A 13,859-nucleotide genomic window follows, 5' to 3' on the forward strand; every position below is an offset into this window, starting at 1 on the left:
TTTTCCAAAACAAAACAACCCCAAGTTACCGAAATGGCGACTTGAGGCTGTCATTTTACTTGGGCCGAAGCCTACAGTAAAAAATTATAGATCGAACTTAACTTCGTCTAGTAGCTTGATTGCAGCTGCGTGGTGGTCAGCAATCTGGTCTAGAGAAATTGTATCAGCTTTGAATTCACCCCAAGAAGCAACAAGCTCTGAAGGTTTAACATCAGCTTTAACTGGGTATTCGTAGTTCACTTCTGCGTACATGCCTTGCGCCACGTCACCAGATAGGAATTCCATTAGCTTAACCGCGTTCTCTTTATTTGGAGAGAATTTAGCCATTGCCATACCAGAGATATTTACGTGAGTACCAGTTGTCTCTTGGTTAGGGAAGTTAAGGTAAACAGCGTCAGCCCAAGCTTTTTGCTCTTTATCGTTAACCATCTTACCTAGGTAGTAGCTGTTACCAAGAGAAACGTCACATAGACCTTCTTTGATCGCTTTAACTTGTGCACGGTCATTACCTTGAGGCTTACGTGCTAGGTTTGCTTTTACGCCTTCTAGCCATTCTTTCGTTTCAGCTTCACCTTTGTGAGCAATCATCGAAGATACTAGAGAAACGTTGTATGGGTGCTTACCACTACGTGTACAGATTTTACCTTTGAATTCTGGCTTAGCTAGATCAGCGTAAGTGAAATCTTCACCTAGACGACCAACACGGTCACGAGAAGAGTATACGCTACGTGTACGAGTTGTTAGAGCGAACCACTCGTTAGCTGTGTCTTGGTACTGAGCTGGGATATTCTTTTCTAGAACATCACTTTCTACAGCTTGAACTAAACCTTTTTCAGTTAGCTCAGATAGACGGCTGATATCAACAGTTAATACCACATCTGCTGGGCTGTATTCGCCCTCTTGAGCTAGCTTCTCTGCTAAACCTTTCTTAGCAAACTTAACATTCACCTCGATGCCTGTCTCTTTTGTGAACTCATCAAACATAGGTTCAACAAGGAAAGGTTGACGGTAAGAGTATACGTTTACTTCTTCAGCAGCGATTGCAGCCGTTGGTGCGATTGCGCTACATGCTAGAGCTGAAAGAGTTAGCAATTTTTTCATTGGTAAAGTCCTTTATATCGAAATGATAATCTATATCAGTTGCGTTATTATATTTATTAAAATATTAATTTCAATGATAGAGCACAAAAAAACCTGCTCATGAGAGCAGGTTTCAAGTGGGTAATATGTAAATATTTGTAAATTATGGATTAATACATAATGTTCTATTTTACAGACACAAACTCTGGATAGGCGCCGACACCACAATCGTGCATGTCCATACCTTCAAGTTCTTCATCTTCAGTTACTCGGATACCGATTGTTGCTTTAAGCACTGCCCATACCGCTAGGCTAGCACCGAATACCCATGCAAAGATTACTGCTGCACCCAATAGTTGAGCACCAAACGTTGCATCAGCATTGCTTAGTGGCACAGCCATTAGACCGAAGAAACCACACACACCGTGTACCGATATAGCACCTACTGGATCATCAATCTTAGCTTTGTCTAGAGCGATGATGCTGAATACAGCCAATGCACCAGATACCGAACCAATCGCTACAGCAAATAAAGGTGATGGTGATAAAGGATCTGCAGTGATTGCTACTAGGCCAGCTAACGCGCCGTTAAGAATCATTGTTAGGTCAGCTTTACCCCAAGTCGTTTTACATACTAGTAGTGCTGCGATAGCACCTGCTGCTGCTGCTGCGTTGGTGTTAAGGAAGATTTGGCCAACCGCTGTCGCGTTCTCAAAGTCAGAAACCATAAGTTGAGAACCACCGTTGAAACCGAACCAACCAAACCAAAGGATAAATGTACCTAGCGTTGCCAGTGGCATGTTTGAACCTGGAATCGGGTAGATCTCACCGTTCTTACCATATTTACCTTTACGAGCACCCAGCAGAAGAACACCCGCTAAGGCTGCTGAAGCACCAGCCATATGTACGATACCTGAACCAGCAAAGTCACTGAAGCCGGCTTCTGATAGGAAACCACCGCCCCAAGTCCAGTAACCTTCCATTGGGTAGATGAATGCTGTTAGCACGACAGAGAAGATAAGGAATGACCAAAGTTTCATTCGCTCAGCAACCGCGCCAGATACCACAGACATTGCTGTTGCAACGAAAACGACTTGGAAGAAGAAGTCTGATTCTAATGAGTGGTCTGCACCTTCACCTTGAGTACCAATCAGAGTACCAAATGACGGTAACCAGCCACCTTCGCCGTTATCGACATACATAATGTTGTAACCAACGACTAAGAAAGTCGTACAAGCAATCGCGTACAAACAAATGTTCTTAGTTAAAATTTCTGTGGTGTTCTTTGAACGAACTAGACCAGCTTCAAGCATTGCGAAGCCTGCAGCCATCCACATGACCAACGCACCTGAGATGAGGAAGAAAAAAGTGTCTAGTGCGTAACGTAGTTCCGTTACTGTTGTTGTAAGTTCCATATTAAAGTCTCCAGTCCTTGTAATTCTTTAAAGTGCTTCAGCATCCATTTCACCAGTACGAATTCGTACGGCTTGGCTTAGGTCATACACAAAAATTTTGCCATCGCCGATTTTTCCGGTGTGCGCCGCTTGGCTAATCGCTTCAACAACTCGGTCAACATTTTCAGCTTGGGTTGCAATCTCTAGCTTTACCTTGGGTAGGAAGTCCACCTGGTACTCTGCACCACGATACAATTCAGTGTGCCCCTTCTGACGACCAAAGCCTTTCACTTCAGAAACCGTCATACCTTCAATACCCACATCAGAGAGCGCTTCGCGTACATCGTCTAATTTGAATGGCTTTACAATGGCATTTATTAATTTCATATTCTTTCCTTAAATTCTTCACTTAATCCGTTAATACTCTTATTACAATCCAAGTAGCGTGCCATAAATTTAAGTTGTTGATTTTAAATAAAATAGAAACAATACCGTTTTAGAAACGAAAAAGGCCGCACCAATGTGGTGCGGCCTTTTCACTATCTTAATGCGTTGCACTGTCGTTGCTCTAGTTTTGGGCAACGAAACTTTCACGATGCAAAATCATTAGCAACTAGTAACCTAAAAAATCAATCCAACGTTCGATGAGCAACTCGAAATCGTCAATTCCGCAGCTTGCTTCGCTTTCACAATTATAGAAATCGAACTCACTACCCTCTTCCATCTCTTGTTCGTGCCCTAGCACATTTTCTTGAATCGTTACGTCGTCTTCATTGATCGCTAGGCTGATCTCTTTGCCTAGTAGCGTCACTTCATTGCTCAGATCTTGTCGAGATTGCTCAATCAACGCCATCACATGATTCAGTTTCTGCTTATCTTTCCCGATCTCTTCTTGAAGCCAGCGGCCAACAATTTCATGACCCATGCTGCACTTTACATAGTACTCGCCCATTAAAGTGTTTCGTGTAAATTCAAATTCCATAAAGGCTCCGTGCACTAATGACAGATAGGGTAAAAAATGAGGCGAGAGTATATAGCGAAGTCATCAAGAGATCGAGTCGCTCGTAAACTAACATTCAGACATAAAAAAACGCCTACCGAAGTAGACGCTCTATCATTTGGGTTCCTCTAAATAGTTGGAGTTGCAGCTAGGCGACAAGTACGTTCATCCCTATGAGCATAGAAGCTCTATGTGACTAGGGCGGCCGGCGCTCCGGTGAACGTACGCAGTCAACAACACTGCAGCTACAAATATAACGAGGAACTAAGCTGGTTCTTGGAAGATAACTGTGTCTGCTTTATCCGTGTACTGACCCATTTTATGGAAGTTCAAGTAACGGTAAGTATCGGCAGCGGTTGCATTGATCTTCTCAGCGTACGCTAAGTACTCTTCTTTAGTTGGGATACGACCAAGAATCGCACCAACAGCAGAAAGTTCAGCAGAAGCTAGATAAACGTTCGCACCATTACCTAAACGGTTCGGGAAGTTACGAGTAGACGTAGACATAACCGTCGAAGCATCAGCAACACGAGCTTGGTTACCCATACATAATGAACAACCCGGAGTTTCAATACGAACCCCAGCACGACCGAAGATGCCGTAGTAGCCTTCTTCTGTCAGTTGGTCTTTATCCATCTTAGTTGGCGGAGCAACCCATAGGCGAGTATTTAAAGAGCCATTAAACTCTTCTAGCATCTTACCTGCAGCACGGAAGTGACCGATGTTGGTCATACAAGAACCGATGAACACTTCTTGAATCTCAGTGCCTTGAACGTCAGAAAGAAGACGAGCATCATCTGGATCGTTTGGCGCACATAGGATTGGTTGATCGATGTCAGCAAGATCAATCTCGATAACGTGCGCGTATTCCGCATCTGAATCAGCAGATAGCAACTCAGGGTTCGCTAACCACTCTTCCATTGCCGTGATACGACGCTCAATCGTACGAACATCACCGTAACCTTCAGCGATCATCCACTTAAGCATAACGATATTCGAGTTCAGGTACTCATCGATAGACTCTTGAGATAGCTTAACCGTACAACCAGCCGCAGAACGCTCAGCTGATGCATCTGAAAGTTCAAATGCTTGCTCAACAGATAGGTGCTCAACACCTTCAATTTCTAGTACACGACCAGAGAACTCATTGATCTTTCCTGCTTTCTCTACCGTTAGTAGACCTTGCTTGATGCCGTAAAGCGGAATTGCATGTACTAGGTCACGTAGTGTGATACCCGGTTGCATTTCGCCTTTAAAGCGAACCAAGATAGATTCAGGCATATCAAGAGGCATAACGCCTGTTGCCGCAGCAAATGCTACCAAACCAGAACCAGCAGGGAATGAAATACCTAGAGGGAAACGAGTATGCGAGTCACCACCTGTACCTACAGTATCAGGAAGAAGCATACGGTTTAACCATGAGTGGATAACACCATCACCCGGACGAAGTGAAACACCCGCGCGGTTCATGATGAAATCAGGCAGTGTATGGTGAGTGTTTACATCAACTGGTTTCGGGTATGCAGATGTGTGACAGAAAGACTGCATCACAAGATCCGCAGAGAAGCCAAGACAAGCCAGATCTTTCAGCTCATCACGCGTCATAGGACCCGTAGTATCTTGAGAGCCCACTGTCGTCATTTTAGGTTCGCAGTACTGACCCGCACGCACACCTTCAACGCCACACGCTTTACCTACCATCTTCTGAGCTAATGTGTAGCCTTTATCAGAAGCAGAAGGATCGATTGGTTTAGCAAACAGATCGGTTTCAGCTAGGCCTAGAGCATCACGAGCACGACCCGTTAGGCCACGACCAATGATCAGTGGAATACGGCCACCAGCACGCACTTCATCAAGAAGTACTTTGCTTAGCTCAAAGTTTGAAATCACAGAACCGTTCTTGTGAACAACACCTTCGTACGGGTAGATATCAATGACATCGCCCATGTTCATGTCTTGTACGTTCAGTTCAATGGGTAGTGCGCCTGAATCTTCCATTGTGTTGTAGAAGATTGGTGCAATTTTACCACCCAGACAAACACCGCCAGTACGCTTGTTTGGTACGAATGGGATATCTTCACCCATGAACCAAAGTACTGAGTTTGTTGCCGATTTACGTGAAGAACCTGTACCAACAACATCACCAACGTAAGCCAGTGGAATGCCGTCTTTTTGCATTTCTTCAATTTGATTGATTGGACCAACGCTACCCTGTTCATCAGGAGTAATGCCATCACGTTCCATCTTCAGCATCGCTTTCGCGTGCACTGGGATATCAGGACGTGACCATGCATCAGGCGCTGGTGATAAGTCATCAGTGTTAGTTTCACCGGTAACTTTAAATACTTTAACGGTGATCTTTTCCGCTACTTTGTTTTTCGCTGTAAACCATTCAGCATCAGCCCAAGATTGAAGTACTTGTTGTGCTGAAGCATTACCTGCTTTCGCTTTATCTTCTACATCGTAAAACGCATCGAACATCAGTAGAGTATGAGACAGGGCTGTAACTGCGATTGGAGCAAGCTCAGCATCGTCTAACAGAGACACTAGAGACTCGATGTTGTAACCACCTTGCATAGTACCAAGCAGTTGTGCAGCTTTTGCTTTGCTTACTAGTGGAGAAGCTACTTCACCTTTAGTGATAGCCGTAAGGAAGCCAGCTTTTACGTAAGCAGCTTCATCTACACCCGGTGGAATGCGATTTTCTAGTAGGTCAAGAATGATTTCTTCTTCACCTTGAGGTGGATTCTTTAGAAGTTCAACTAGGCCAGCGACTTGCTCAGCATCTAGTGGTCTTGGGACAACTCCCTCGGCAGCACGTTCTTCGACGTGTTTACGGTAGGCTTCAAGCACGACTTTTTTCCTCTCATTGCGGTTCACTTCTTACCTTCATAATTATTAGTAAAATTAAGAAGCGAACATCCTTGGAAACTTGGCTCTCCATTGCCATTTTTGTCATTCAATTTGTATTGATGAGCGGCATCATAGAGGCCAAACTGTGGGCGGTAGAATAGCAAATTTAACGTTAAATTAAAATCTTATCATTTTGACCAACATAGCAAGTTAAGACGAAAGTCCCACTATTTTTGCCTATTTACGCAGTTAAACGGTGACTCTACGCATGATTATTTGTAGGAAGTACCGACAATCAGATACACCGAATCAAAGTTATCTTCGGTTCGACCATAAGCTAATATGATCGGCCCGATGGGTGAGTCGACACCCGCAAAAACAGAGCCTGCAGTATACATTGGAGCTTCATCCAGTTTTAAGTCATTGTTCGACCAAACACCACCATGTTCAATAGAGGCGCCCACGTAGAACGGTGATTCAAAGAGGCCGAAGTCATTTTCAAACCACTTATAACGGTAGATCAAACTGGTGTAAGCTAAGTTCTGACCGATCAAACTATTTCTTGGAATACCGGATAGATTGAGGAACCCTCCTAGCTCTTTCGGATCAATCGGAAAGACTGAGTTTTTACTTTCTACGATGCCGTAATCAACCTTTGCGACTAAAGTATGCTTTTCAATGCTTTGTGCTGCCATAAAATTGGCCGAAAGTTCAAAGACTGTATCACTCTCAGAAGAGAAATCTGAACCACCATTAGAGCTTTCATTCTCAAAATCGTCATGAGAGATAAGGTACTCTAAATCGACAAAATAACCTTCGGTAGGAAGACTGAAGTTATCTAGTGTATCCAATCTATAACTGGCAAAGGCACCAATACGTTTATAGCCACCACTTCCTAGTGAAGGTAATGATGCCACCTCAATACTGCCATCTGTATAACGTGCACCAAATTTCAGTTCTTGCCACAATGTCGGTTGATAGCCCAATGCAAATTCACTCAGATACTCTTGATAAGACATTGGTAAGTAGTCTTTGGTTGCATCCAGTGTAGGTTCTCCAATCTCGCCGATTCCTGCTGGCAGGTTTCGATTCTGGTTGCTGTAAGCAATAGACACAGATGTGAACAACTTTTGACTCGAAAAGAATGGTGAGAAGAGTTCCGCCTCAATGCGTTTGTCAGTACCCATCTCGATATTAGTTCTTAGCTCTGCACCATGCTTATTAATATCGGTAAAGTTGGCAGAGACACCGAGCGAATACTGGCTGGTAGTCGAGAAATCATCTTCAAGAAAAAATCGAAAATTGAGATAGTTGGGACCCCAAGATTTTTCGTTCACATCGACCAGCAGTTGATCCTCGCCATCAACATTTTCAAATTCATAAGTAACCAACTCGAACCGATCTAAAGCATAAAGATCTTTCACTTTAGATTCGATTTCACTGGTTTTAACAACCTGACCAGAATCGAGGTTTAAACGATTTTCGATCAACTTATCTGAATAGTGGGTGTTGTTGTTAATAATAACTCTATCAACGACAGTCTGGTCGCCATGTTTTAGCTGCTTTCGAGCTTGCTGTTTATGATCGATATACTTTTGATAGTCTGCGTTAGAGAGAGCCAACTTAGAAAGCTGATCCGTATACTGCCTTGTTGCTTCGTATCCAGCATGATAAGCCGTCGGCATTTTATCGAACTCGGTGGTCTCCATTTGCCCAACATCAGGACGTAGGAAAAAATCATCGTCTGTTAACGTCGCGGCTTGCTCTTGAGTGCTGCGTTGAACAAGGTAATTAGAGAGTTGGTCTGCTGCGGCTAAAAAGTTAGTGAAGTCTTCTTTGCTTTTGTAGTTAGTACTGATATCAATCGCAATAACTATGTCAGCACCCATCGCTCTAGCAACATCAACAGGCATGTTATTAGTGACACCACCATCGACCAACATTCGCCCATCAACTTCATAAGGAGGAAGTGCTCCAGGTACTGACATACTCGCCATCATCGCATCAACAAGGTGACCATGATCGATCACGACTTCTTCAAGGTCGATAATATCGGTTGCGACAGAGCGATATGGAATAGCGAGGCTGTCGAAAGAATCGAGGGGAGATAAATTACCAGTGGTCTCGCGCAGAATACGCAACATATTCTGACCTTGAACCACACCTTTTCTGGCTTTGATTTCGCCCCAACCTAAACCGAGATCGGTATTCAGTTGATAACGGTCTTCATATTCTTTGTCTCGCACACGGCGATCACTACGGTCAACGCGATCGCGATAACCACGATTCCAATCAACCGTATAAATAAAGCTCTCGATCTCATCTGCGCTCATCCCTGTCGCATAAAGACCACCAACGTATGCGCCCATGCTGGTACCGGTAATGTAATCAACCGGAATTTGCATCTCTTCTAGGGCTTTAAGCACACCGATGTGAGCTGCACCTTTTGCCCCACCACCAGCAAGAACGACAGCAACGGTTGGCCTTTTATGAGCTTCTTTAAGTTCAACATGTTCTGATGAATCAACCTGTGCTGCAGTAGCGGCAAACAGTTGAAAACTGATCACAGTACCGACAATACCCAAGCTACTCACTAACCAACGAGAAATCATTATCTAAACTATCCTTGTCATTCTTTTCTGTTATGACTTTACCACTGAAAAAGCTTCTTTAGCCACTGTTTTGGTTGACTTTCACAGCCCTTTTTAATGCTGCCACTTTTATCCCAGACCGGCAATTTGACTGTACCACCACAATCAAACTCTAACGCCCCTTCAGAAGTTCGAGTAAAGCTAGCGGTCGCAATTCCTGTTGGCCAAGGCAGTAATAGTTGTTCAGGCGTTCTTTGCTTCAGATAATCGGCATAGACACGCAACGCACCGCTAGAACCGGTTAGTTTAGTCGGTTTATTATCATCTCGGCCTAACCAAATCGTCGTGACTTCACGACCATCAACACCAACAAACCAACTATCTCGACTGTCATTACTTGTGCCCGTTTTACCAGCTAACCCAGCCCATGCAAATTGACCTTGTAAGAAACGACCTGTACCTTCCGATACACCCCGCTTCATCGCATAGGTTGTTAACCAAGCTGCTTGCTGGTCAACGCTTTGCGATACACGAGGAATCGATTGATACAGAACCTCACCATCATTATCAATAACCGAACGAAGCGCAGACAAAGGCGCAATGCGACCAGAGTTGGTAATGGTTTGGTACATCTGAGCAACTTGGAACGGAGTCAGTGAGAACGAACCCAAAAACATCGACGGTACTGGGCGAATTTCGTTTTTATCGACACCCAGTTTTCCAATGGTATCTGAGACGCTATCAATGCCTAACTGCATCCCCAAGCGAACCGTTGGTACGTTGTAAGACTTAGAAAGCGCCACATACAAGGGTACATCGCCACGGAACTTACGATCGAAGTTTCTTGGGCTCCATACGCTACCCTTACTGCCTTTCAAGCTCAGTGGCGTGTCCTTCAATGTTGTCGCCAACGTATACTTCTGAGGTTGCTCTAATGCGGTTAAGTAGATGGCAGGCTTAACCAAAGAACCAATAGGGCGACTCGCGTTCAAAGCACGGTTAAAACCATCGTAACCGGTACGTTTACCGCCGACCATCGCTCGAATTTCACCAGTATTGCGATCCACGGCAATAGCTGCGGCTTCCAGTTTGTTACCTGCCGTTTTCGATAAATCAGGCACTTTACGAGCAATCGACTTTTCTAACTTGTCTTGGGAAACGGGATCCAGAGAGGTAAAGACTCGAATCCCTTTTTTCGCTTCAAATCGATCGCCTACATACTTCTTAAGCTCAATGTTTACTTGCTGGAAGTAAGCTGGCTGACGACTAGCAATACGTGGGTTGTCTTGAATATCCAAATCACGACTCGCCGCTTCTTCGTATTGTCGCGGAGTTAATATGTCTTGCTGCATCAATAAGCGAAGAACCAGATCGCGTCGAGTCTTAGCACGCTCAGGGTAACGAACCGGATTGTAATACGACGGTCCTTTCACCATACCCACCAGCAATGCTAGTTGATCGATGCGGAGCTCTTGAATAGGTTGACCGAAATACAAACGAGACGCTAAACCGAAGCCATGAATCGCTTGCCCACCATTTTGACCAAGGTAAACCTCGTTTAAGTAAGCCTCTAGAATACGGTCTTTGCTGTAACGATGGTCCAAGATAAGCGCAATGTAGGCTTCACGAACCTTACGCCACAATGTACGCTCACTGGACAGGAATAGGTTTTTTGCCAACTGTTGTGTCAGCGTGCTACCGCCCTGTACCGTTCGCCCAGCTTTGACGTTAACGACCATTGCACGAGCGATTGCTAATGGCGATACCCCATCGTGTTGATAGAAGCTTCGGTCTTCAGTTGCTAATAAGGCATCAACCATCACTTCTGGGAACTGATTACGTTTTAAGAACAGGCGTTGCTCATCGTTACTTTTTTCAAGCATACCCAACATTTTCGGCTCAACACGTAGATAGCCCATGTCGCCTTTCTTCTCTAGCGACTGTATACGAGTTAACTCGTTACCGTTGAAATGCAGCATTACATGACGATCCGCTTCCGGTCCATCGACAAACTCGAACGGACGACGAATCATTTCAATCTTGGTTGAAGAAGAAGAGTACTCACCTGGGTGACGAGGAGAATTCACTTTACGGTAATTCAGCACATCCAATTCATTTTTGACTTGTACCAAACTAACGGCAGTACCAGGAGACAGATCCAACACACGAGCATAAACAACGGTTGGCAGATCAAAAAGCTGACCTTCAAAACGCTGCTTAACCACTGAATCCAGATAAATACCGACGAACAACAGCAATGCGGCAAGTGCTAAGCCAGCTTTCCAAGAAATGCCCCACAGAATCTTCAACCAACCTCTCTTGCCAGACGGCTTAGCCTTAGGTTTAGTCTTTTTCGCTGACGCTCTTGGCTTTCTAGGCTTGGCTTTGGTCGTTGGTGACTTCTTTGCTGGCGCTTTTTTAGGTGGTGCCTTTTTTGGCGTTAACATTTTGGTCATCATCGGTTCAACTGTCGTTTAGTTTTAGTGGTTGCTACATGGTTAGCAGGGTCATCCGGCCAAGGATGTTTGGGGTAACGGCCTTTCATTTCTTTTTGTACTTCTTTGTACGCGCCAGCCCAAAAGCCGGCTAAATCCTGAGTAATTTGCAGTGGTCGTTGCGCAGGAGAGAGCAACTCAAGCACGACCTTTTTACGCCCTTGGGCAATCAAGGGTGAATCTTGCTCACCAAAGACTTCCTGCATTCGAACAGAGATCATTGGCTCAGATTGATATTGATATCGAATCGACTTCTTACTGCCCGTAGGCATCAGGTAATTAGTCGGTAGCCATTGATCTATTTCTTGATTCAGAGGCCAGCCAAGATAAGCCGACAATGCTTGTTCAATCGATACATTCGACAGCCCTTTGGCTGACTTAATGCCATTCAGATAGGGTGATAGCCACTCATCAAGATTTTCAACCAAACTCGCATCATCCATCGCTGGCCAATCATGCTCTGGCATCCAAAGCTGTGCGCAGCGTACACGCTCAACGAGCTGTTTAGCTGAAGACGTCCAATGTAAACGCTCCAGTCCGCAGCGAGCGATATAATTGAGTAGCGCTTGGCTCGCCTGATTCGCATCGGGTTCTGGTAAAGCTTTGGTGCTGATAATCAGCTTGCCCAAAGACACTCGCTGCTCGGCAACTAAGCGACCACGTTTCTCATCCCAATCGGCGTAATCGGAACACACAAACAGTTTTGGAAATTCAACTTCTAGCTGCGCAATATCAACCGCGGTAGCTAAGAAAACTTGACTGGCTCGCCCTGTGCTGCGCATCAAATCAATCACAACGATATAGTCATTATTCGCCAATGGATCATCATCACGAACTTCAGCACCGTGACCATTCGCCAGAAGAAAAGCACTGCTGCTCGCACTTCTCGCTTGTGCAATTCGGTCTGGGAATGCAAAACAAAGCACTAATGGTAGCAATGATTCGTCAACTTGTGACAAATCTAAGTGATGATTGAGTTTGCTGGCGAGACTTTTCGCTCGCTGCATCACAACACTGTTTTTCGAGTGCTTTCTTTGCTTAAGTCGATGTAGCGAGTGTTGAATATCCGTCACATTGCGTTCCGGATCTTCGAGTAAAGCGGCAGCGACAATCGCGACATTCAACAAGGCTGGACTGTTTTGCTGAGCTTTGATCAGCATACTAGCGATACGCGGCTCAATGCCTAGGCGCTGAGCTTGCTTACCGATCGAAGTGAACTGCCCATTAGCGTCTAACAGTTCCAGATTTTGTAAGAGTTGCTTACCTTGTTCTGTTGAAGCTTTTGGTGGAACGTCTAACCATTGCAGTTCATCAGCACTCGCAGCGCCCCATTGCGTCAATTCAGACACCAACGAAGACAAATCAGAATGAAGAATTTCAGGTTCTGGTACAGCAGGTTGCTGCATAAGCTGTGTTTCGCTGTACAAGCGAACACATAAGCCTTCTTCGATTCGCCCAGCACGACCCGCTCTTTGCTCAGCAGAAGACTGCGAAATTTTCACTTGTTCAAGCTTGGTAATACCGGTTTTCAAATCAAACTTTGCAACTCGTTCTAACCCCGAATCAACCACTAAACGAATCCCCTCAATCGTCAAAGAAGTTTCCGCAATGTTAGTGGCTAATACCACTTTTCGACGCCCTTTCACCGATGGCGCGATCGCTCTCTGCTGCTGTTCAAAACTCAATTGGCCATACAACGGACACACGTCAATATCACTGACAAGTTGCCCAAGTTGTGATTCCACTTGTTTTATCGCCGAGACACCCGGTAAGAAAGCCAAAAGTGAACCCGATTCTTTCTCCATCAGAGAACGAATCACGTTGGCCATCTTAGGTGCTAAATATTCATTCGAGCCTAATGGCTGATAGCGGAAGTCGACAGGGAAAGTTCGGCCTTGCGATTCAACATACTTGGCATCAGGTAACAAAGATTGCAGAGCGTGTTGATCTAAGGTTGCCGACATCACCACCACTTTTAGATCGTCACGCAGCGCATCTTGGATCTCCAAGCTAAACGCCAATGCAGTATCTGCGTGAATGCTGCGTTCATGAAATTCATCAAAGATCACCATATCAACCCCTGTCAATTCAGGGTCGGTTTGGATCATTCTCGTCATGATCCCTTCAGTCACGATTTCCAAGCGAGTCGCACTACTGGTTTTAGATTCACCACGAACCCTATAACCTATGCTCTCTCCCACTTTCTCTCCTAGTTGGCTCGCTAAGTAAGTAGCAATATTCCTTGCAGCCAAACGCCTTGGTTCAAGCATAATGATTTTGCCTTGAACAGCATTAGTTTTAACCAACTGTAAAGGGAAGAATGTTGACTTACCGGCACCGGGAGCGGCCTTTAGAATAAGTTGAGTGTGTGTTTGTACGCCAGCGAGCAGATCTGGCATCACAGCTTCTATGGGCAGTTGTGGCAATGGGTGAACCTTGTGGTGTA

8 protein-coding genes are annotated in these 13,859 nt (G+C 44.9%); all 8 read right to left on the bottom strand.

Annotation, left to right across the window (positions count from 1 at the left end; all coding sequences use genetic code 11):
• Nucleotides 1-84: 84 nt before the first annotated feature.
• The gene (locus tag AB4513_RS03985; RefSeq protein WP_012604721.1) at nucleotides 85-1,101 is read right to left on the bottom strand and encodes a Fe(3+) ABC transporter substrate-binding protein; all 1,017 of its coding nucleotides are present in this window, start codon (nucleotides 1,099-1,101) and stop codon (nucleotides 85-87) included.
• Nucleotides 1,102-1,265: 164 nt separating this feature from the next.
• Entirely contained in the window at nucleotides 1,266-2,495 is a 1,230-nt protein-coding gene (locus tag AB4513_RS03990) for an ammonium transporter (RefSeq protein WP_102257745.1), read from the bottom strand.
• Between the two features lie 27 nt (nucleotides 2,496-2,522).
• A complete protein-coding gene (gene glnK / locus AB4513_RS03995; protein WP_004738200.1) occupies nucleotides 2,523-2,861 on the bottom strand; it encodes a P-II family nitrogen regulator in 339 nt (112 codons plus the stop codon).
• A gap of 226 nt (nucleotides 2,862-3,087) precedes the next feature.
• Nucleotides 3,088-3,456, bottom strand: a complete 369-nt coding sequence (locus tag AB4513_RS04000; RefSeq protein WP_009847575.1) for a YacL family protein — start codon at nucleotides 3,454-3,456, stop codon at nucleotides 3,088-3,090.
• A 282-nt stretch (nucleotides 3,457-3,738) separates the two neighbouring features.
• Complete coding sequence (acnB, locus tag AB4513_RS04005; RefSeq protein WP_009847576.1) at nucleotides 3,739-6,327, bottom strand: bifunctional aconitate hydratase 2/2-methylisocitrate dehydratase; 2,589 nt, start codon at nucleotides 6,325-6,327, stop codon at nucleotides 3,739-3,741.
• Between the two features lie 272 nt (nucleotides 6,328-6,599).
• Nucleotides 6,600-8,939: a patatin-like phospholipase family protein gene (locus AB4513_RS04010; RefSeq protein ID WP_009847577.1), complete on the bottom strand. Its 2,340-nt coding sequence runs from the start codon at nucleotides 8,937-8,939 to the stop codon at nucleotides 6,600-6,602.
• A gap of 38 nt (nucleotides 8,940-8,977) precedes the next feature.
• A complete protein-coding gene (gene mrcB, locus AB4513_RS04015) occupies nucleotides 8,978-11,377 on the bottom strand; it encodes a penicillin-binding protein 1B (RefSeq protein WP_032555268.1) in 2,400 nt (799 codons plus the stop codon).
• Nucleotides 11,374-13,812, bottom strand: coding sequence for an ATP-dependent helicase HrpB (gene hrpB, locus AB4513_RS04020; protein WP_032555279.1), 2,439 nt, complete (start codon nucleotides 13,810-13,812; stop codon nucleotides 11,374-11,376). Before hrpB ends, mrcB begins: the two co-directional genes overlap by 4 nt.
• Between the last annotated feature and the right edge of the window lie 47 nt (nucleotides 13,813-13,859).

The organism is Vibrio sp. 10N.222.54.E6 (assembly GCF_041473955.1).
Classification (GTDB): domain Bacteria; phylum Pseudomonadota; class Gammaproteobacteria; order Enterobacterales; family Vibrionaceae; genus Vibrio; species Vibrio tasmaniensis_A.